This window comes from Actinomadura opuntiae (assembly GCF_030283205.1).
Lineage (GTDB): Bacteria > Actinomycetota > Actinomycetes > Streptosporangiales > Streptosporangiaceae > Spirillospora.
In genome coordinates, this window is sequence record NZ_JASNWF010000024.1 from 65,922 (window position 1) to 85,984 (window position 20,063).

17 protein-coding genes are annotated in these 20,063 nt (G+C 72.8%); 13 read left to right on the forward strand and 4 right to left on the reverse strand.

The window, feature by feature from the left end; genetic code table 11:
- Positions 1 to 31 precede the first annotated feature (31 nt).
- The 6 genes from QP089_RS39625 (at position 32) to QP089_RS39650 (ending at position 6,448) form a co-directional block, all read left to right on the forward strand.
- Positions 32 to 1,462, forward strand: coding sequence for an ABC transporter substrate-binding protein (locus tag QP089_RS39625; protein ID WP_285919170.1), 1,431 nt, complete (start codon positions 32 to 34; stop codon positions 1,460 to 1,462).
- A 167-nt stretch (positions 1,463 to 1,629) separates the two neighbouring features.
- Complete coding sequence (locus tag QP089_RS39630) at positions 1,630 to 2,706, forward strand: ABC transporter ATP-binding protein (RefSeq protein WP_285919172.1); 1,077 nt, start codon at positions 1,630 to 1,632, stop codon at positions 2,704 to 2,706.
- The gene (locus QP089_RS39635) at positions 2,703 to 3,623 is read left to right on the forward strand and encodes a carbohydrate ABC transporter permease (protein WP_285919173.1); all 921 of its coding nucleotides are present in this window, start codon (positions 2,703 to 2,705) and stop codon (positions 3,621 to 3,623) included. Before QP089_RS39630 ends, QP089_RS39635 begins: the two co-directional genes overlap by 4 nt.
- Complete coding sequence (locus QP089_RS39640) at positions 3,620 to 4,504, forward strand: carbohydrate ABC transporter permease (RefSeq protein WP_285919175.1); 885 nt, start codon at positions 3,620 to 3,622, stop codon at positions 4,502 to 4,504. Before QP089_RS39635 ends, QP089_RS39640 begins: the two co-directional genes overlap by 4 nt.
- Positions 4,505 to 4,557: 53 nt before the next feature.
- Positions 4,558 to 5,079 carry a YbhB/YbcL family Raf kinase inhibitor-like protein gene (locus QP089_RS39645; protein WP_285919177.1) on the forward strand — a complete coding sequence of 174 codons (522 nt, stop codon included), beginning with the start codon at positions 4,558 to 4,560 and terminating at the stop codon, positions 5,077 to 5,079.
- 172 nt (positions 5,080 to 5,251) lie between these two features.
- A complete protein-coding gene (locus tag QP089_RS39650) occupies positions 5,252 to 6,448 on the forward strand; it encodes an MFS transporter (protein WP_285919178.1) in 1,197 nt (398 codons plus the stop codon).
- A gap of 15 nt (positions 6,449 to 6,463) precedes the next feature.
- Here QP089_RS39650 and QP089_RS39655 read toward each other — a convergent pair whose 3' ends face one another.
- Positions 6,464 to 7,438 (reverse strand): ArsR/SmtB family transcription factor, encoded by a 975-nt coding sequence (locus QP089_RS39655; RefSeq protein ID WP_285919180.1) that lies wholly within the window; start codon positions 7,436 to 7,438, stop codon positions 6,464 to 6,466.
- A 58-nt stretch (positions 7,439 to 7,496) separates the two neighbouring features.
- Between QP089_RS39655 and QP089_RS39660 the strand changes: the two genes are divergently transcribed.
- Positions 7,497 to 8,747, forward strand: coding sequence for an MFS transporter (locus QP089_RS39660; protein WP_285919182.1), 1,251 nt, complete (start codon positions 7,497 to 7,499; stop codon positions 8,745 to 8,747).
- 258 nt (positions 8,748 to 9,005) lie between these two features.
- On the opposite strand, the gene QP089_RS39665 is transcribed toward QP089_RS39660, so the two are convergent.
- Positions 9,006 to 10,292, reverse strand: a complete 1,287-nt coding sequence (locus tag QP089_RS39665) for a KamA family radical SAM protein (RefSeq protein ID WP_446474124.1) — start codon at positions 10,290 to 10,292, stop codon at positions 9,006 to 9,008.
- Between the two features lie 385 nt (positions 10,293 to 10,677).
- Here QP089_RS39665 and QP089_RS39670 point away from each other — a divergent pair, with 385 nt between their 5' ends.
- From QP089_RS39670 to QP089_RS39680, 3 genes are read left to right on the forward strand one after another with little or no spacing between them, the layout of a single operon-like run.
- On the forward strand, positions 10,678 to 11,529 hold the full coding sequence (locus QP089_RS39670) for a DUF998 domain-containing protein (protein WP_285919186.1): 852 nt from the start codon (positions 10,678 to 10,680) through the stop codon (positions 11,527 to 11,529).
- Positions 11,526 to 12,452 carry an alpha/beta fold hydrolase gene (locus QP089_RS39675; protein WP_285919187.1) on the forward strand — a complete coding sequence of 309 codons (927 nt, stop codon included), beginning with the start codon at positions 11,526 to 11,528 and terminating at the stop codon, positions 12,450 to 12,452. The genes QP089_RS39670 and QP089_RS39675 overlap by 4 nt, the downstream gene beginning before the upstream one ends.
- Positions 12,449 to 12,802, forward strand: coding sequence for a hypothetical protein (locus tag QP089_RS39680; protein ID WP_285919189.1), 354 nt, complete (start codon positions 12,449 to 12,451; stop codon positions 12,800 to 12,802). Before QP089_RS39675 ends, QP089_RS39680 begins: the two co-directional genes overlap by 4 nt.
- Before the next feature lie 16 nt (positions 12,803 to 12,818).
- Here QP089_RS39680 and QP089_RS39685 read toward each other — a convergent pair whose 3' ends face one another.
- The gene (locus tag QP089_RS39685) at positions 12,819 to 13,217 is read right to left on the reverse strand and encodes a hypothetical protein (RefSeq protein WP_285919191.1); all 399 of its coding nucleotides are present in this window, start codon (positions 13,215 to 13,217) and stop codon (positions 12,819 to 12,821) included.
- Positions 13,218 to 13,470: 253 nt separating this feature from the next.
- Here QP089_RS39685 and plsX point away from each other — a divergent pair, with 253 nt between their 5' ends.
- From plsX to argS, 3 genes are all read left to right on the forward strand, one after another.
- The gene (gene plsX / locus QP089_RS39690; protein ID WP_285919193.1) at positions 13,471 to 14,724 is read left to right on the forward strand and encodes a phosphate acyltransferase PlsX; all 1,254 of its coding nucleotides are present in this window, start codon (positions 13,471 to 13,473) and stop codon (positions 14,722 to 14,724) included.
- Positions 14,725 to 14,752: 28 nt separating this feature from the next.
- Positions 14,753 to 17,119: an HAD-IC family P-type ATPase gene (locus QP089_RS39695; RefSeq protein WP_285919195.1), complete on the forward strand. Its 2,367-nt coding sequence runs from the start codon at positions 14,753 to 14,755 to the stop codon at positions 17,117 to 17,119.
- 64 nt (positions 17,120 to 17,183) lie between these two features.
- Complete coding sequence (argS, locus tag QP089_RS39700; protein ID WP_285919196.1) at positions 17,184 to 18,929, forward strand: arginine--tRNA ligase; 1,746 nt, start codon at positions 17,184 to 17,186, stop codon at positions 18,927 to 18,929.
- A gap of 217 nt (positions 18,930 to 19,146) precedes the next feature.
- On the opposite strand, the gene QP089_RS39705 is transcribed toward argS, so the two are convergent.
- The gene (locus QP089_RS39705; RefSeq protein WP_285919198.1) at positions 19,147 to 20,052 is read right to left on the reverse strand and encodes an LLM class flavin-dependent oxidoreductase; all 906 of its coding nucleotides are present in this window, start codon (positions 20,050 to 20,052) and stop codon (positions 19,147 to 19,149) included.
- Positions 20,053 to 20,063: the final 11 nt, after the last annotated feature.

Sequence of the window (20,063 nt, forward strand, 5' to 3'; positions counted from 1 at the left end):
GGGAGACCTCCAGCGGCGAGGGAGACCCCCGATGGCCGACCGGCTCCACATCCCCGAACCCAGCGGACACGGGCTCAGCAGACGCGGCTTCCTGTCCTCCACGGCGCTCGCGGCGGGCGCCTACGGCGTCCTGGCGGCGTGCGCCAGTGAGAGCAGCGGGCCGGAGGCGAAGGCCCCCGGCAAGGCGCCCAAGGAGGTGTTCACCTCCCCCGCGTCCAAGCTGGGCGGCTCGCTCAGCATCCTGATGTGGAGCCACTTCATCCCGCGGCACGACAAGTGGTTCGACAAGTTCCTCGCGGACTGGGGCAAGCGGGTCGGGGTCGGCGTCCGGGTCGACCACATCAACACCGTGGACGTGCCGCGCCGCGCCGCGTCGGAGATCCAGGCGGGCAAGGGCCACGACCTGATCCAGCACATCGCGCCGTTCTCGCAGTACGAGCCGTCCGTGCTGGACATGGCGGACGTCGTGCAGGAGGCGAACCGGCGCTGGGGGCAGCAGCTGGAGCTGTGCCGCAGGTCCAGCTACAACCCCAACACCCGGCACTTCTACGCCTACTGCCCGGGCTGGTCGCCCGACCCCGGCGACTACCGCAAGTCGATGTGGCAGAAGGCCGGCCTGCCGAACGGCCCGACGAGTTGGGACGACCTGCTGCGCGGCGCCGCGGAGATCAAGCGGACGACCGGGGTGCCGTGCGGGATCGGGCTGTCCCCCGAGACCGACTCGAACATGGCGGCGCGGGCGCTGCTGTGGTCCTACGGCGGGTCCGTGCAGGACGAGAACGAGCGGGTGGCGATCAACTCCGACGCCACGGTCGCGGCCGTCGACTACATGGCCCGGCTGTTCAAGCAGGCGGAGACCAGCGAGGTGTTCTCCTGGGTGCCGGCGTCCAACAACCAGGCGCTGATCGCCGGCAGGTCGTCCTACATCCTGAACTCGATCTCGGCGTGGCGCACCGCGATGGGCACCAACCGGGCGATCGGCGACGACATCTTCTTCACCCCGGCGCTGCGCGGCCCGAAGGCGGCGCTGGCGGCGCAGCACGTCATCCAGCAGTGGATCGTCCCGAAGTACTCGCCGAACGCTGCGGCGGCCAAGGAGTTCCTGCTGCACTACACGGCGAACTTCCCGTCGGTGACGTACCACTCGGAGCTGTACGACCTGCCGGGCTGGCCGTCGCTGGTCCCGCAGCTGCACGGCTGGCTCGACAACGACCCGTACGGCGCGAAGCCCGCGAACAAGCTGAGCCTGCTGAAGAACGCGACGTCGTGGAGCGCGAACATCGGCTATCCGGGCCCGTCGAACCCGGCGATCGGCGAGATCTTCAACACCAACCTGCTGCCGACGATGTTCGGCCGCGCCGCCCGCGGCCAGACCTCCGCGAAGCAGGCCGTCGCGGACGCCGAACGCCAGATCAACGCCATCTTCAAGAACTGGCGCGCCCGCGGCCTCGTAGGCGGCTGACCGCTGATGAACACGCGAGTGGGCCGCGCCGTCTGGACTGAGGAGCGCAGGGAGCGAGGAACGAGCGACCGGAGCGACGAGGCCGAGGAGGTCGGTCGGGGTCGGTTGGTCGGGGCGACACGCCGGCGCGAGAAGGGCCCGCGAGCCGCCGAGCGGAGGCGAGGCAATTGAACACCGTCGAGGTCAGAGGGCTCGTCAAGACGTTCGATGGGCGGGTGCGGGCTCGGCGGCGCGGGCGCGGGGACGTGGTGCGGGCGCTGGACGGCGTGGACCTCGCGGCGGAGCCGGGCGAGTATCTGGTGCTGCTCGGGCCGTCGGGGTGCGGGAAGACGACGCTGCTGCGCACGATCGCGGGGCTGGAGCAGCCGACGGAGGGCGAGGTGCTGATCGGCGGGCATCCGGTGAACGGGCTGCCGCCGCGGGTCCGGCAGATCGCGATGGTGTTCCAGTCGTACGCCCTGTATCCGCACAAGACGGTGCGGGACAACATCGTCTTCCCGTTGCGGGCCGAACGGATGGACAAGGCGGAGCGGGAGAAGAAGGCGCGGTGGGCGGCCGAGTTGCTGGAGATCGAGCCGCTGCTGGGCCGCAAGCCGCGGCAGCTGTCGGGCGGTGAGCGGCAGCGGGTGGCGCTGGCGCGGGCGCTGGTCCGCGACCCGGCGGTGTTCCTGCTGGACGAGCCGCTGTCGAACCTGGACGCGAAGATGCGGGCGACGGCGCGCGACGAGCTGAAGCGGTTCCAGCAGCGGGTCGGGACGACGACGATCTACGTGACGCACGACCAGGCCGAGGCGATGGGGCTCGGGGACCGGATCGCGGTGCTGGAGCACGGCCGGGTGCGGCAGGTCGGGACGCCGCAGGAGGTGTACGACGATCCGGCCGACACGTTCGTGGCGACGTTCATCGGGTCGCCGCCGATGAACCTGGTGAAGCGCGGCGACCGGCTGGTGGGGTTCCGGCCGGAGCACCTGCTGCCGGAGGAGGTCGTCCCGGCGGACCGGCGGGTGGCGATGCCGCTCCGGGTGGAGCGGATGGAGTACCTGTCCGGCGACCGGCACGTGTACGGGACGGTGACGGGCCTCGGCGAGGACACCCGGGTGATCACCCGGCTGCCCGCCACGGTGATGACGCCGATCGCGGCGGGCGAGACGCACCCGTTCGCGGTGGAGCCGGAGCGGCTGCGGTTCTTCGACGCGGCGGAGGGCGTCCGCGCGGAGCCGATGACGATCGGGGGCGCGCGGTGAGCGGCGCCGCGTCCGCGGTGCGGGCGCGCCGGAGGGCGGGGCTCGCCGACCGGGAGGGGTTCCTGGCGTGGGCGCTGCTGCTGCCGTCGGTGGTCTACATCGTCGCGCTGGTCGGCGTGCCGTTCCTGCTGGCCATCGCGTTCGCGTTCTCCGACGTGACGACCGGCGACCCGTCCTTCGACTTCGTCGGGTTCCGCAACTTCACCGAGGTCTTCCACGACGGGGTGTTCTGGCGGGCGCTGGTGAACACGCTGGTGTTCACCGGGATCAGCATGGCGCTGATCGTAGTGTTCGGGAAGATCCTCGCGAACATCCTGGTCGCCGACTTCCACGGCAAGTGGTTCGTCCGGCTGCTGGTGCTGCTGCCGTGGACGACGCCGGTCGCGCTGTCCACGATCTCGTGGCTGTGGTTCCTCGACTCGATCTACTCCCCGGTCGACTGGGTGCTCCGGCACGCGGGGCTGATCAGCGGGAACGTGGTGTGGCTCGGCCGCCCGTGGACGGCGATGGGCTCGGTGATCGCGGTGCAGACGTGGCGGCTGACGCCGCTGGCCGCGGTGATCATGATGGCGGGGCTGGTGGCGATCCCCCGCGACATCGACGAGGCGGCCCGGGTCGACGGCGCCGGGTTCTGGCGGCGGATGTTCGAGGTGACGATCCCGCTGACGCTGCCGGTGATCGCGGTCGCCGGGCTGTTCGGCGCGATCATGACGTTCACCGACATGACCGTCCCGTACGTGCTGACGCGGGGCGGCCCCACGCACGCCACCGACGTGCTGGCGTCGTGGGCGTACTTCCGGGGGATCGAGGGCGGCGACGTCGGGCAGGGCGCCGCGATCGCGCTGTTCCTGTTCCCGCTGCTGCTCGCCGGCGCGATCGCGATCCTGCGCGCCGTCCGCCGGTTGGAGGCGGGATGACCGATCGGGCCGAGGAGGTCGAGAGGCTGCGGCGGCGGTACGCGCTCCGGCACGTCGCGGCGCGGGGCGGCGTGTACGGGTCGGCCGTCCTGGCGGCGCTGGTGTGCGCGCTGCCGTTCCTGTGGAGCCTGGTCAGCGCGTTCAAGCAGAACCAGGACCTGTACAACCCCGAGAGCAACCCGTTCTTCTTCAACAAGCCCGCGACGCCCGACCATGTGACGTTCCTGTTCGACGACACGCCGTTCCTGACGTTCGTGGCGAACACGCTGATCGTCGGCGCCGCCGTCGTGGCGATCACGCTGCTGCTCGCGCTGCCCGCCGCGTACTCGCTGGCGCGGCTGGACCGCCCGTGGGGCACCCCCATGGGCATCGCGATCTTCATGGTGTACCTGGTGCCGCCGTCGCTGCTGTTCCTGTCGCTGACCCGCGTCGTCGTCCGGCTGCACCTGGAGGACACCCTCTGGTCGATGATCGTCGTCTATCCGACGATCACCGTCCCGGTGTCGGTGTGGCTGCTGATCGGGTTCCTGCGGGCCGTCCCCAAGGACGTCGAGGAGCAGGCGATGGTGGACGGCTACAGCCGGCTCGGCGCGTTCGTCCGGGCCGTCCTGCCGCTGGTGTTCCCCGGGATCGTCGCGGTGGTGGTGTTCAGCTTCACGCTCACCGCCAGCGAGTTCGTGTACGCGCTGGCGTTCGTGTCGGCGAGCCCGCAGATGGTGGTCAGCACCGGCGTGCCGACCCAGCTGGTGCGCGGCGACGTGTTCTTCTGGCAGTCGCTGCAGACCGCCACGGTGGTCACCGCCGTCCCGATCGCGTTCCTGTTCAACCTGTTCCTGGACCGGTTCGTCACCGGGTTCACGATGGGCGCCGTCAAAACCTGATCGACGGCTGATAGAGATGGGGTGACAACCCGATCCCTGACGAGGAGGTCGCCATGGCCGGCAGGCCACCGCTTCCGCACGAGCACCTGCCCGAGGTCCCGTCCTTCACCGTGACCAGTGACGACGTCACCGAAGGCGAGCAACTCGACGACAAGCACGTGTTCAACGACTGGGGGTTCAGCGGCGGCAACCAGTCCCCGCACCTGCGCTGGTCGGGGTTCCCGGCGGAGACCCGGAGCTTCGCCGTCACCTGCTACGACCCGGACGCCCCGACCGGCAGCGGCTTCTGGCACTGGTCGCTGTTCGACATCCCGGCGGACGTCACCGAACTGCCGACCGGCGCGGGCACCGCCGACTCCAAGGTCGGCGTCCACGCCCGCAACGACTACGGCACCAAGGAGTTCGGCGGCGCCGCCCCGCCTCCCGGCGATCCGCACCGCTACGTGTTCACCGTCCACGCCCTGGACGTGGAGTCGCTCGGCCTGGACTCCGACACCTCGCCTGCCGTCGTGGGCTTCAACATCACCGCCCACACCCTGGCCCGCGCGACGATCGTCCCCGAGTACGGCGTCTGACACCCTCGCTGAGGCCGTCCCGCCCCGGGACGGCCTCACGGGGCGCCGACCAGCACGTCCCCCACGCCGTCCGCCGGTACAGGACCGAACGGCCGCTGCGCTCGCTTGGTGCACGTTTCGCTCCTCTCCGAAACATTATCCTCCCGCGGCGCGGCCCCCGAAGGTGGTCGCCATGACCACGACCACCGCGCCGGCGGCGTCCGCGCGCTACCGCGACGTCTTCGGCGTCCCCGAGTTCCGGACCCTCTTCACCCTGCAGACCCTGCGGGTGGCCGGGGACTCGGTCCGGATGATCGCGCTGTCGGTGCAGACGTTCGAGCGGACCGGGTCCTCGCTCACCGCGGCGCTGGTGTTCTGCGCGGAGATGCTCCCCTACGTGGTGGGCGGCGCGTTCCTGCTCTCGCTGGCCGACCGGGTGCCGATGCGGCGGCTGCTCACCGGCTTCTACCTGCTGTCCTTCGCGGTCACGGCCGTCCTCGCGTGCGATGTGGTCCCGCTGCCGGTGATGATCGCGCTGATCCTGGTGCTCGGGCTGTTCGGGCCCGTCAACGGCGCGACCGTGCAGGGCCGGCTGCCCGCGCTGCTTCCCGGCGACGGCTTCGTGCTGGGCCGGTCGCTGTTCACGATGACGGCCGCCGGCGCGCAGATCGCCGGGCAGGCGATCGGCGGGCTGCTGCTGGCGGCGCTCACCCCGGCGGGGACGCTGTGGCTGGCCGCCGGGAGCGCCGCCGTGGCCGCCGCGCTCTCCCGGTTCGGGCTGCCGGACGTGCCGGCGCCGGGCCTCGGGTCGTCCGGCGTGGCGCGGGAGACCTGGCGGGTCAACCGGCTGCTGCTGGGCGGCCGCACGACGCGGGGCCTGCTGCTGGCGTTCTGGCTGCCGCTGTCGCTGTCGGTCGGCGCGGAGGGCCTGATGGTTCCCTACGCGAGCGGGCTCGGCCGGGCCGGGGAGGCGGGCCTGCTGCTGTCCTCGGGCGCGGTGGGGATGTTCGCGGGCAACCTGCTCATCGGCCGCTGGATCCGCCCGGACCTGCGCGACCGCCTGACGCTGCCGCTTGCGCTGCTGATGGGCGCGCCGCTGCTGCTGTTCGCACTCCACCCACCGCTCCCGGTCGCCTGCGCGCTGCTGCTGGCGGGGACCCTCGGCCTCGGCTACGACCTGCCGCTCCAGCGCCGGCTGGTGGACGCGACGCCGGAGCGGATCCACGGCCAGGCCATGGGCCTCGCCAACACGGGGATGATGACCGGGCAGGCCGCCGGAATGGCCGCGGCGGGCGCACTCGGCGACCTGCTGACGCCGCCGCAGGCCATCGCCCTCTGCGGCGCCGCGTCGCTGCTGTCCTGCCTGGTGCTGGTACGGCACCTACGCTGAGGTCTCGGGACGGCCTCACGAGGCGCCGACCAGCACGTCCCCCACGGCCGTCCGCCGGTACAGCACGGAACGCCCGCTGCGCTCGCGGGTGACGAGACCGGACGCACGCAACACCGCCAGGTGATCGCCGACCCCTCCGAGGCTCACCCGCAACCGGGCGCTGAGCCACGTCGTCGTCGCGGGCTCGGCCAGCGCGCGCAGCAGGTCGGCGCGCGTACGCCCGAGCAGCCGCGCCAGCGCGTCCCCCTCCTGCGGCTCCCGCCCCTCCCAGAGCGCCGCCACTCCCCTGGCCCGGTACATCAGCGTGTACGGCCAGTTCCGTTCGAGCGCGACACCGACGTCGGAGAACGCGGTCGGGACGAACATCAGCCCGCTGCCGTCGAGGCGGGTGGTTCCCTTGCTCCGCATGTCGAGCTCGATGACGCCGTCGCGCCAGCGGACCCTGCGCGACAGGCCGTCCAGCGCCTGCGCCCAGCCGTAGGCGGCGAGCCGTCCCGCGCGGTGCACGATGTCCTGTTCGAGGATCGAGCGCACGACGGGCCAGTCGGGCTCCATGAGGGCCGTCCACGCCGCCTCCACGCCGTCGGTGAGCCGCCGCACGACCTCGGTGCTCTCCAGGACGTCGCGGACGTCCGGCTCGGGTTCCGGGAGGCCCTCGACGTTGCGGGCGATCTCCTCCCTGGCCTGCTCCAGCGGCGTGGCACGGGCGATGGCCAGCTGCTCGGCGACCGTCAGGTTCGGACGGGCCGGCGGCGGTGAGATGAAGTCGGCGACATAACTGGTGTGGCCGACGAGGAATGCCAGCGTCCGCACCGCCGGGTCCCCGGCGATCGCCCGATACGCGGGCCGGACGCGCTCCAGCCACGGACTCACCGGCCCGGCGGGCAACCGCCCGGACACGAGCCCGACGACATGGAGCGTCTCGTACAGCGGCGCGATCCCGAACCGGCTGGCCGCCAGGTCCCCGGGTCCCACCACGATCCGATGCACGTTTCGCCCCTCCCCGAAACATTATCCGCCCACCCCGACCCCGCCCAAGAGTGGCGCCATGACCATGTCGACCGCCCCCACCGCACCACCGCCGTCCGCGCGCTACCGCGACGTCTTCGGCGTCCCCGAGTTCCGGACCCTCTTCGGCGTGCAGACGCTACTGGTGACCGGGGAGTCGATCCGGATGATCGCGCTATCGGTGCTGGTGTTCGAGCGGACGGGCTCTACCCTGTTCGCCGCCCTGGCCTTCTCCGCGGGCATGCTGCCCTACGTGGTGGGGGGCATGTTCCTGCTGTCGCTCGCCGACCGGGTGCCGCCGCGCCGCCTCCTCACCGGCTACTTCCTGGCACGCTGCGCGGTCGACGGCGTCCTGGCCCTCGGCGGCCTGCCGGTGCCGGGGATGCTCGCGCTGGTCGCCGGGATCGGGGTGTTCGCGCCGGTCGGCAGCGCGAGCCTGGGAGGACGGCTGCCGGGGCTGCTGTCCGGAGACCGGTACGTGCTGGGCCGGTCGGTGTTCACGATGACGATGGCGGTCGCGCAGATCGCCGGGCAGGCGGTGGGCGGGCTGCTGTTGGCGGTGCTGGCACCGTCCGGGACGCTGCTGCTCGCGGCGGCGAGCGGTGGAACGGCGGCCGCGCTCGCCTGGTGCGGCCTCAAGGCGCCGCAGCCGCAGGCGGACGGGGACTCGTCGCGGTTCTCGGGCACGGTGCGGGAGACGTGGCAGGTCAACCGCAGGCTGCTCACGGACCGGAGGGTGCGCGGCCTGCTGCTCGCGTGGTGGCTGCCCGTCTCGCTGGCGGTCGGCAGCGAGGCCATGGCGGTCCCCTACGGGAGCGGGCTCGGCCGACCCGGCGCGGCCGGACTGCTGCTGGCATCGAGCGCGACCGGGATGTTCGCCGGGAATCTCGTGCTCGGACGATGGGTCCGGCCGTCCGTCCGGGAGCGGCTGACATTGCCGCTGGCCCTGCTGACCGGTGCGCCGCTGGTGGCGTTCGTGTTCGGGCCGGGCCTCGCGGCGGCGTGCGCGCTGATGGCGGCGGGGGCGTTCGGGATGGGTTACGACCTGAACGTCCAGGCGCGCGTGGCGGACGTGGTGCCGGACCGCATCCAGGGACAGGCGGTCGGCCTGGCCACCATGGGGATCGTGACGGGGCAGGCCGCCGCCATGGCCGGCGCGGGCGCCCTCGGCGGGCTGCTTGCGCCGGGGTATGTCATCGCGGTGTGCGGTGTCGGTTCCTTGGTGGGGTGTTTGGTCGTGGTGCGCCGGTTACGGGGTCGTTTTGTGGCGGCGGAGCGGGGTGGGCCATAGGAGCCAGGTCTGGACGGCGCCGGCGCCCGTTGTCGTGAGGAGGAACAGCGTGGTGTCGAGGGCCTGCGGCAGGACGGCGAGGACGCTCACGGTCGTGACGAGGATGGCAGCGCCGTACACGGCGGCCACGGCGATCCGGATCCGGTCGGACGGGCGGCGGCCGGCGGGCCGGCGAAGGCGGAGGTCATGCCGCCATCCTCACGGCGGCCTGGTGGCGCCGCCTGAGTACCCCTACTCAGGCGGCGCCGGGTGCCTGCCCTACTTCTCCCAGGGGAAGCGGTCGGCGAAGGCGGGCTTGAGGTCGTCCAGCCAGGCGGCGTCCGGGTCGTACTGCGCGAAGAAGGGCTTGCCCACCAGGTCCGCGTCGCGGCACTGGATGAAGTGCAGGGCGAACACCTTCTCGCCGAACAGGTCGACGACGCCGTCCACGCAGACCTTGCCGGGGGTGGCGGACATGGACGGGCCCCGGACGGTCCGGGACAGGCCGGAGACGTTCTTGTAGGCGTCCCGGAAGATCTCGTGGGCGCGGGCCAGCGGGACGGCGAAGTAGTCCTGCGGCCCGGTGTCGCGCTCGACGAACATGTAGTACGGGACGAGGCCCATCCGCGTCTGCGCCCGCCACATGGTCTCCCAGGTGGCGGCGTCGTCGTTGATGGTCCGGATGAGCGGGGCCTGGGTGCGGATGATCGCGCCGGTGTCGCGGATGCGGCGGCACGCCTCGGTGACCATGAGCGGCTCGAGCTCGCGCGGATGCGAGAAGTGCGCCATGAAGGCCAGGTTCTTGCCGGACTCCACGACCTGCTCGAACAGCCGGAGCATGGCGTCGGCGTCGGGGTCGGTGACGAACTTCTGCGGCCAGTACGCCAGCGACTTGGTGCCGATCCGGATGGCCTCCAGCTGCTCCAGCTCCAGCAGCGGCTCGACGTAGCGGCGCAGCACCGGCTCGCCCATGATCATGGCGTCGCCGCCGGTGAACAGGACGTTGGTGACCTCGGGGTGCGCGAGCAGGTAGTCGCGCAGGGCGGCGGGCTCGTCGCCGGCCATCTTCAGGTCGGGCTCGCCGACGAACTGGGCCCAGCGGAAGCAGTAGGTGCAGTACGCGTGGCAGGTCTGCCCCTGCTTGGGGAAGTACAGGACCGTCTCGCCGTACTTGTGCTGCATGCCGGGGATCTTGCCGTCCCCGAAGCTCGGGATGTTGAGCTCCATCTGCCCGGCGGGGTGCGGGTTCAGCCGCATCCGCACCGCGCGCGCGGCGGCCTCGATCTCCGCCTTGGGGGCCTCGCGGCGCAGCAGGTCCGACAGGTGCGCGACGTCCCCGGCGGGGAGCATGTCGGGCTGCGGGAACACCAACCGGTAGATCGGGTCGTCCGGCGCGGCCGACCAGTCGATGAGCTCCTCAATGACGTAGGCGTTGGTCCGGAAGGGCAGGACCGTCGCGACCGCGCGGGTCGCGAGCCGCTGCTCGGGCGACAGCCCGGCGCGAGCGGTGAGCTCGTCCAGGTGCTTCGCCGTGAAGGCGCGGAACTTGCGACCGGTGGATCGCATTGCGGGAGCCGCGTCGTTCACCAGTGTCACGTGTTGGTACTCCTTGATGTCAGCGGGGGAAGCGCACCCCGGGCGCGTCGTCACGGACGGTGATCAGGAGGCCGCAGGACACCCCCATTCAACCGTTTGGGACCGGTTCATACCGAATTGATACCCCCTACAGGGTAGGGAAAAAGCTGGTCAACGCCGATCCCGACAAATCGCCCCTGCATCATCGTGGACGTCCCGCCCCTTGTTCAACGACTACGGGACGTCAACCTCTCCGTCATGCGGCGGCCAGGCTTCGGCCAGCGGATACTCCGGAAACCGCGCCCCAGGTCACCCGCTGACACGAGGTTCGGAAATACTGGTCGGGGCGGAACCGCGGACGGGCGAGGGGGCTGGTGTGGACTCCCACGACGCAGACGGCGCGGCCGGGTCGGCGACCGGCGGCGAGTACGGGCTCCCCGGCGGCCCCGGACCGGACGCCGGCGGACCGGGCGACGCAGAGCCGGACGGTACGGGGCCGGACGGTACGGGGCCGGGCGCCGATGGGCCCGGGACGGCCCCGCGCCCGGTGATCGTCCTGGCCTTCCTCGCGGCGGTCTGCTACGCGTCCTTCGTCCTGGAGAACGTGCTGAGCCCCGACCTCGACGTCGTCAACGGCTACGTCAGCGAGCTGTCGGCCCTCGACCAGCCGTTCCACCTGGTCTACAGCGGCGGCGACTTCATCACCGGCGTCATGGCGATCCTCGTGTCGATCGGCACGCTGCGCCGGCTGCGGCGGCGCCCGCTGGCCACCGCCGGCTGGGCGTTCCTCGGCCTGTTCGGGATCTGGGCGATCGGGGACGCCTCGTTCCCGCTGGACTGCGCGCCCAACCTGGAGACGTGGTGCGCGCTGCGGGAGCGCTCGGAGCACGTGTCGTTCTCGCACGAGTTCCACTCCGTCACCAGCACCGTCGTGATCACCTGCGGGGTGATCGCGCTGTTCCTGCTGTCGATGGCCGCCCGCCGGTACGGGTGGTGGCCCGTGCTGGCCCGCTGGGGCTGGGCGGTCGCGGCGGCCGAGACCGTGTTCGCGCTGGGCACGGTGCTGGCGATGTACCTGGGCCGGTGGCTCGGCATCATCCAGCGCGTGCAGATCGGCGTGCTGTGCGTCGGGCTGCTGCTGATCGCCTGGGCGCTGTACGCCGACCACCGCAACGCCCGGCGCGCCCTCGCCGCCCCGCCGTCGCTACGGGAGAAGACGCCCCTATGACCGAGTACGCCGACCAGGTGAGCGCGAGCGCCGGCCCCGCACGGGACAGCGCCGGCACCGTGGACGAGATCGTCAACGTGGGGCGCGAACAGGTCCACGTCGTCGAGGAGGGGCCGGCGGACGGCCCGCCGCTGCTGCTCAGCTCCGGGCTCGGCGGCGCCTGGTTCGACTGGCGGCCGAGCACGGACCTGCTGCGCGACCGGAACCGGGTGATCGCCTTCGACCGCCCCGGGCTGGGCCTCAGCCCGGCGGCGATCGCGGCCCCGACGCTGCGCCGGGAGGCGGAGATCCTCGCGGCGCTGGCGGAGCGGGCGGGACGGCCGGTGGTCGTGGTCGCGCACTCGATGGCCGGGTTCCACGCCGAGGCGCTCGCCCGGCTCCGTCCCGAGCTGGTGCGCGGCCTGGTCCTCGTCGACCCGAGCTACGAACCCGATCCGCGCGAGCTCGTCCGGTTCGCGGCGGTGGCGACGCCGCTGGCCACGGCGACCGGGGTGGCCCTCGGCGCGACGCGGCTGTCGAAGCTCGTCGGGCCGTTCGGGCGCCGGACGATCCTTAAGTGCACCAGCCGGCGCGACGAGCCCGTCCCGGACACGGTCGTCCGCTCGGTGTACGGGCGCGGGACCGTCCTCGGCACCGTCATCGCGGAGGACATGGCCTACCGGGAGCAGGCCGTCGACCTGGCGCGGCTCCGCGAGCGCCGCCCGTTCCCGGCCGTGCCGCTGGTCGTGCTGACAGCGCTCGGCGACGTCAGGGGCGACGCCAAGAAGCGGAAATGGTCGCAGGGGCACGCGCAACTGGCGGCGATGACGCCGTACGGCAGCCAGGTCGATCTGCCGGACTCCCTGCACATGGTCCAGCTCGACCGTCCGGACGCCGTCGCCGACGCGGTCGCCGAAGTGCTGCGGGCAGAGGAAATGTCGTGAGGCGCGTTCGGGCGGTGCTTCTCGCGGTGGTGCTGGCGGTGACCATGTCCGGCTGCAAGGTGATGCAGCGGATCTCCGAGGGGTCCTACCGCAACGCCGTCACCGACGGGGTGGTCGCCGAGCTGAAGAAGCGCGACATCGCGTTGGAGCATCGTCCGTCCTGCAAGACGCCGAAGACGGGCGACGTCGTGCGCGTGTCGTGCACCGCGCGGACGAAGGCGGGGCAGCCGGTCGTGGTGACCGGCACGGCCCGCGACGCCGACAGCGCCCACCCGCTCGAGGAGTACACGGTCACCGTCGCCGGGCGGCAGGTCCTGGACCAGGGCTGCCTCGGCCTCGGCTGCTCCTGACCACCGGGGTCCCGGCCTAACCGTTGCCCTTGTGGCAGGCGGCGCCGAGGCACTGCGCGTTCTCCACGACCGGGCGCCCGTCCACGAGGATCGTGAAGTAGTTCTTCTTGGACGCCTCCTCGCCGCTGCCGAGCACCTTGACCTGCTTGTTGTCGGCCGTGGTGCCGGTGCAGGACACGCGCATGCTCTTCTTGGTCCAGCCGGGCAGGTTCGCGCACTTCAGCGGCGACTGCAGCTTGAGCCCGCGCACGGTCAGCTCGTCGGCGGCCTTCGTCGGCAGCGCCTTGCGCAGCGCGGCCTGCGTCTTGTACTGCAGGTCGCCGCCGGACGTCACCATCAGCCACGCGGCGCCGCCCGCGACCAGCAGGACGAGGAGCACGGCGGAGCCCAGGAGCAGGGCCTTCTTGCGATTCATCACCATTTCCACGTCAGCTTCATCACCGTCCGTACTGGATCACATGCGCTGAGTGCCGGACTTTTCCCTGATCATGCGCATTCGTTGCCCGGCCGTCCGGGGCCTCCGGCGCCGCGGACGCCCGCTCCGCGGGCACGTGAGGCTCACCACCTCCCGGCCGGCACCGCCAAGGCAGCCGAACCGAGGACTTACCATGCGATGAGCTGCGCATCTCCCGCGCGCCGCATCTCCCTCACCCCTCTGGAGCGACCCCATGACCGGTCAAGGCGAGCCGTCGCGCCGGGCGGCCCGCCGGCCGGCGGCGGTGCGGCCGCTGCCGATCGCGGTCGACACGATGGGCGGCGACCACGCGCCCGGCGCGATCATCGAGGGCGCGGTCGACGCGGTCCGCGAGCACGGCGTCCGGGTGGTGCTGGTCGGGCAGGCGCCGCGGATCCAGCGCGAGCTGGACCGGCACGGGTTCGCCGGGAAGATCCCGATCGTGCACGCCGAGGAGGCCCTCGACATGGGCGAGGGCGCGCTCGCGAGCTGGCGCAAGCCGAAGTCCTCGATCGCGATCGCCTGCCACCTGATCAAGCAGGGCCGGGCGTCGGCGCTGGTGTCGGCGGGCAGCACCGCCGGGGTCGTCGCGACGTCCCGGCTGCGGCTGAAGGGCCAGCAGGGCGTGATGCGGCCCGCCATCGCGGTGGCGCTGCCCACCACGCCGCGCCCGACGATCCTGCTGGACGCGGGCGCCACCGTCGACGTCAAGCCGGAGGGGCTCGTCCAGTTCGCCGCGCTCGGCACCGCGTACGCGCAGATCCTGCTGGGCGTCGAGCGGCCGACCGTGGGGCTGCTGACGATCGGGGCCGAGCCCGGCAAGGGCAACAAGGTCACCAAGCGGGCGCACGAGCTGCTGTCCGGCGGCAGCCACGGCATCGAGTTCGCCGGGAACATCGAGGGCCACGACCTGCTGCGCGGCGCGGTGAACGTGGTGGTGACCGACGGGTTCACCGGCAACGTCGCGCTCAAGACCATGGAGGGCACGGTCCGCACCGCGTTCGCGGAGATCCGGGGCGCGATGACCGCCAGCGCCCCCGCCCGGGTCGGCGCCCTGCTGCAGCGCCGCCGGCTCCAGGAGCTGCGCGACCGCCTCGACCCCGACACCTACGGCGGCGGCGTCCTGCTCGGCCTCAACGCGACGGTCGTCATCGCGCACGGCGCCTCGCACGCCCGCGCGATCGCCTCGGCGTGCGAGCTGGCGCACCGGCTGGCGTCCGGGCGGATCGTGGAGCGGATCCGCGAGCAGGTCGCGGCGACGCGGACGTCCCGGTTCGGCCGCTGGACGCACGGCGAGCGCGACGGGCAGGACCGGGACCGGGACAAGGACAAGGACAGGGACCGGGCGTCCAGGCCCGCCGACCGGCAGGCGGAGCCGCCGAGGCCCGCCGAACCGCCGCGCGACGCCCGGGAGCCCGCACCCGAGCACGCCCCGCCCGACCGCACCGAACCGCCCGCCGCGACATAGTCCGGCACGGTCCGGGGAGATCGCCCGTGTGAACGGGGTGCCGGCGGCGGCCGGGCGGGGGCTGACGGCCGCCGAGGTGCGCGAACAGGTCGCGGCGGGCCGCGCCAACGACGTGCCGCGCCGCTCCTCCCGGTCGGTGCCGGAGATCGTCCGCGCGAACGTGCTGACCCGCTTCAACGCGCTGATCGGGTCGCTGCTCGTGCTCGTGCTGATCTTCGGGCAGTGGCAGGACGCGCTGTTCGGCCTGATCATCGTGGCGAACTCGGCGATCGGGGCCGTCCAGGAGCTGCGCGCGAAGCGGACCCTCGACCGGCTCGCGGTGATCGGCGAGACGCCCGTCCGGGTGCGGCGGGACGGCGCCGTCCGCGAGGTCGCGCAGCAGGAGATCGTGCTGGACGACCTGGTCGTGCTCGGGCCCGGGGACCGGATCGTCGTGGACGGCGGCGTGGTGTCCTCCGACGGCCTGGAGGTCGACGAGTCGCTGCTCACCGGCGAGGCCGACGCGGTCCGCAAACCGCCCGGGGAGCAGGTGCGGTCGGGCAGCTTCGTGGTGGCGGGCGGCGGCGCGTTCACCGCCGCGAAGGTCGGCCGGGACGCCTACGCCGCGCGCCTGGTCGAGGAGGCGAGCCGGTTCTCGCTGGCGCACTCGGAGCTGATGGCGGGCGTCAACGCGTTCCTCAGGTACGTGACCTGGCTGATCGTCCCGGCCGCGATCCTGCTGTTCGCCACCCAGTTCTCCTCCGCCGGGAACACCTCCGACGCGGTGGTCGGCGCCGTCGCGGGCGTCGTCACTATGATCCCCGAAGGGCTCGTGCTGATGACCAGCATCGCGTTCGCGGTCGGGGTCGTCCGGCTCGGGCGGCGGCGCTGCCTGGTCCAGGAGCTGCCCGCGATCGAGGGCCTGGCCAGGGTGGACGTGCTGTGCGTCGACAAGACCGGCACGCTCACCGAGCCCGGCATGGACCTCGCCGAGGTGATCGTGCTCAGCGACGACCTGCCCGCGCGGGAGGCGCTCGCGTCGCTCGCGGCGTCCGATCCCGATCCGAACGCGACGATGCGGGCCGTCCTCGACGGCGTCCCGGCGCCCGCCGAGCCGTGGGCGGCGACCGGGACCGTACCGTTCTCCTCGGCGCGCAAGTGGAGCGGCGCGGCGTTCGGCGGGCACGGCTGCTGGGTGCTCGGCGCGGCGGACGTGCTGCTCGGCCCCGGCGACCCGTCCCGCCGCCGCGCCCGCGAGCTGGGCGCCGCCGGGCTGCGGGTGCTGGCGCTCGCCCGCGTGCCGGACGGCTCGTTCGGCGACCCGGACCGGCTCGACGCGGCGGCGACCGCGGAACCGGCCGCGCTCGCGGTCCTGCGGCAGCGGCTGCGGCCGGAGGCGGAGCCGACCCTGCGGTACTTCGCCGGGCAGGGCGTCGCGGTGAAGGTCATCTCCGGCGACGACCCGGTCTCGGTCGGCGCGATCGCCCGCGCCCTCGGCCTGGACGGCGCCGAGCACCCCGTCGACGCCCGCACGCTCCCCGGCGAACCCGCCGCGATGGCCGGCGTCCTGGAGGAGAACTCGGTGTTCGGGCGGGTCGGCCCGCGGCAGAAGCAGGCGATGGTCCGCGCGCTGCGGTCGAAGGGCCACACCGTCGCGATGACCGGCGACGGCGTCAACGACGTCCTCGCGCTCAAGGAGGCCGACCTCGGCGTGGCGATGGGGTCCGGCAGCGGCGCGACCCGGGCCGTCGCGCAGGTCGTGCTGCTGGACGACGGCTTCGCGACGCTGCCGCACGTCGTCGCCGAGGGGCGGCGCGTCCTCGGCAACATCGAGCGGGTCGCGAACCTGTTCCTCACCAAGACCGTGTACTCGATCATCCTGGTGGTGCTGGTCGGGCTCGCGAACGTCCGGTTCCCCTTCCTGCCCCGGCACCTGACGCTGATCAGCTCGCTCACCATCGGCGTCCCGGCGTTCTTCCTGGCGCTCGCGCCGAACGCCGAGCGGGCCCGGCCCGGGTTCGTGCCCCGCGTGCTGCGGTTCGCGGTCCCCGCCGGGATCGCCTGCGGCGGCGCCACGTTCGCGGGCTACCACCTGGCCACCGAGCGGCCGGCCGGCGACTTCGCCGACGACAGCACGACGGCCTCCATCGCGCTGTTCGTGCTGACCCTGTGGGTGCTGGCCCTGATCGCGCGGCCCTGGAACCGGTGGCGGCTGGGCCTGGTCGCGGCGATGGGCGCGGCGTTCGCCACCGTCCTGGGCGTCCCGCCGCTGCGCCGCTTCTTCGCCCTCCAGACCGGGCAGACGCGCAACGACGCCGTCGCGCTGGCAATCGCCGTCGCCACGGCGGCGCTGCTGACCGCCGTGCTCCGGTACGTCCCGGCCCTCACCGCGAGACTCGGCCGCCGGAAGACGTGACGCGCCGCTCCGCACGGCCGAAAACCTGTGCCGGGAGGTGCGTGCGCGCCGATAACCTTGGGACATGCCCGATCCGCAACTCGTACTCGCCGCCCGGGTCCAGGACGCGCTGAGCGCCGCCTTCGGACCGTCGTACGCGGACGCCGACCCGGTCATCCGGCCGTCGCAGTTCGCCGACCTTCAGGCCAACGTCGCGCTGCCGCTGGCCAAGAAGCTGGGCCGCAAGCCGCGCGAGGTGGCCGACGAGATCGTCAAGAACCTCGACGTCACCGGCGTCGTGTCGGACGTGCAGGTCAGCGGGCCGGGCTTCATCAACCTGACGCTCAGCGACGTGTGGATCGCCGGCGAGGCGCAGCGGGCCCTGGAGGACGAGCGGCTCGGCGTCCCCGCCACCGGGCACCCGCAGAAGGTCGTGGTCGAGTACTCCTCGCCGAACGTGGCGAAGGAGATGCACGTCGGGCACCTGCGGACCACGATCGTCGGCGACGCGATCGCCCGCATCCTGGACTTCCTCGGCCACGACGTGGTGCGCGACAACCACGTCGGCGACTGGGGCACCCCGTTCGGCATGCTGATCGAGCACCTGCTCGACCTCGGCGAGGACGCCGCCGCGCGGGGCGACTCGTCCGTCCGCGACCTGACGGCCTTCTACCAGGCGGCGCGGCAGAAGTTCGACGGCGACGAGGGGTTCGCCGACCGGTCCCGCAGGCGGGTCGTGGCGCTGCAGGCGGGCGACGCCGAGACGCTGCGGCTGTGGAACGTGCTCGTGGACGTGTCCAAGAACTACTTCAACTCCGTCTACGGGCGGCTCGGCGTCACCCTCACCGACGACGACATCAAGGGCGAGAGCTTCTACAACGACCTGCTCGCCCCGACCGTCCAAGAGCTGGAGGACAAGGGCATCGCGGTGGTCAGCGACGGGGCGCTGTGCGCGTTCCCGCCCGGCTTCACCGGCCGCGAGGGCGAGCCCCTCCCGGTGATCATCCGCAAGAGCGACGGCGGCTACAACTACTCCACCACCGACCTCGCGACCATCCGGTACCGGGTCGACACCGAGCACGTCGACCGGATGATCTACGTGGTCGGCGCGCCGCAGGCGCTGCACTTCCAGATGGTGTTCGCCGTCGCCCGGATGGCCGGCTGGCTGAACGACGACGTCCGGGCCGAGCACGCGCAGATCGGCAACGTCCTCGGCACCGACGGCAAGATCCTGCGGACCCGCGCGGGCGGCACCGTCAAGCTCGCCGAACTGATCGACGAGGGCATCGAGCGGGCCGGCGCCGCCTACGACGAGGTCCAGCACGACGAGTCGTTCGACGCGGCCACCCGCGCCGCGATCGTCCAGGACGTCGGCATCGGCGCGATCAAATACGCCGACCTGTCGGTGGCGCGCGACAGCGAGTACGTCTTCGACTTCGACCGGATGATCTCCTTCAACGGCAAGACCGGCCCGTACCTGCAGTACGCGGCGGCCCGGATCCGGTCGATCTTCCGCAAGGGCGGCCTCACGCCGGACGAGGCGACCGGCCCGATCAGGCTCACCGACCCGGCCGAGCGCGCGCTGGCGCTCCAGCTGCTCGGGTTCGGCGCAGCCCTGGAGCAGGCGGGTGAGACCGCCGAGCCGCACAAGCTGGCGACCTACGTGTACTCGGTCGCCGACGCCTACACGACCTTCCACGAGAACTGCCCGGTCCTGAAGGCGCCGGACGAGGAGACCAAGGCCTCGCGCCTCGCGCTCTGCGCCGCCACCCTCCGCACGCTGACCACCGGCCTCGCCCTCCTCGGCGTCCCGACCCCGGAACGCATGTAGGTGGGTCGGTCCAGGAGGGCTGTGTTTGCCCAGGGGGGCGACCCCCTGGAACCCCCGTTGCGACCGACAGGCTGTTCTCCCGCTCCGCTGGCGCTCCGCGGGAGAACGGCCTGTCGGTCGGCGGGCGGGCCCGCTCCGCTCGCTGCGCTCGCTCCGCGTGCCCGCCCGTGAACGTGGTCGAGGTTCAAACCACGGGCTACGGACCGCGGGGGCGGGGTCAGCGTGCCGGGGTCGGGGCTCGGAAGGGTGGGCTGAGGTTCTTGCGTTCGCGGGCGACCTGCTCGCGGACGGCGGGGACGACCTCCAGCGCGAACACCGGAAGCTGCTCCGGGTCGCCGGCGAACAGGAACGTGTCGACGCCGTGGCCCACGGCCAGCTCGGTCATCTCGTAGACCCACTGCTGCGGCGGGCCGTGCAGGAAGCCGCGCGAGTCGCGCCCGTCCACCGAGCCTTCGAGCAGGTAGACGCGGCGCAGCTCGGACGGGGCGCGGCCGGCCCGGGCGGCGGCGTCGTCCAGCCGGCGCTGCCCGTCGGCGAGCCGCTTGGGCGGGACGAGCGAGGACGGCGCGATCCAGCCGTCGGCGACGCGGCCCGCGAGGTCCAGGGCGCGCGGCCCGGTCACGCCGAGCCAGACCGCGATCTGGTGGGCGGGCGCCGGGCCCGCCTGCGCGGCGGCGAACCGGTGGTGCTCGCCCTGGAAGCGCAGCCCGTTCTGGTCGCTCCAGTGCAGCCGGACGATCTGCACCGCCTCTTCGAGAGCGCGGCGCGCGGCGGCGGTATCGAGCCGGGCGCCGCCGTAGGCCTCGACGCCGTCCCAGGACGTGCCCGCGCCGAGGCCGAGCTCGACGCGGCCGCCGCTCAGCGCGTCCATCGTGGCGAGCGCCTTGGCCAGCAGGGCGGGCGGCCGCAGCGGCAGGCACGCCACGGCGGGCAGCACCCGGATCCGGGACGTGACGGCCAGCGCGGTCGCCATCAGTGTCAGCGCGTCGGCGGTGTCGCGCAGGTACGGGCGGTCGCGGATGCCGAGCAGGTCGAGGCCGTACCGGTCCGCGTCCTGCGCGGTGCGGACCAGCGGCACGGACGCGTCCGGCGCCAGCGCCAGGCCGAACCGCAGGGGCCACACGGCCTCCGTGG

Excerpts from the sequence above, each read along its gene's own strand:
- QP089_RS39625 (WP_285919170.1), top strand. The coding sequence starts at position 32 with ATGGCCGACCGGCTCCACATCCCCGAACCCAGCGGACACGGGCTCAGC.
- QP089_RS39640 (WP_285919175.1), top strand. The coding sequence starts at position 3,620 with ATGACCGATCGGGCCGAGGAGGTCGAGAGGCTGCGGCGGCGGTACGCG.
- QP089_RS39645 (WP_285919177.1), top strand. The coding sequence starts at position 4,558 with ATGGCCGGCAGGCCACCGCTTCCGCACGAGCACCTGCCCGAGGTCCCG.
- QP089_RS39650 (WP_285919178.1), top strand. The coding sequence starts at position 5,252 with ATGACCACGACCACCGCGCCGGCGGCGTCCGCGCGCTACCGCGACGTC.
- QP089_RS39660 (WP_285919182.1), top strand. The coding sequence starts at position 7,497 with ATGACCATGTCGACCGCCCCCACCGCACCACCGCCGTCCGCGCGCTAC.
- QP089_RS39665 (WP_446474124.1), bottom strand. The coding sequence starts at position 10,292 with ATGCGATCCACCGGTCGCAAGTTCCGCGCCTTCACGGCGAAGCACCTG.
- QP089_RS39675 (WP_285919187.1), top strand. The coding sequence starts at position 11,526 with ATGACCGAGTACGCCGACCAGGTGAGCGCGAGCGCCGGCCCCGCACGG.
- QP089_RS39685 (WP_285919191.1), bottom strand. The coding sequence starts at position 13,217 with ATGAATCGCAAGAAGGCCCTGCTCCTGGGCTCCGCCGTGCTCCTCGTC.
- plsX (WP_285919193.1), top strand. The coding sequence starts at position 13,471 with ATGACCGGTCAAGGCGAGCCGTCGCGCCGGGCGGCCCGCCGGCCGGCG.
- argS (WP_285919196.1), top strand. The coding sequence starts at position 17,184 with ATGCCCGATCCGCAACTCGTACTCGCCGCCCGGGTCCAGGACGCGCTG.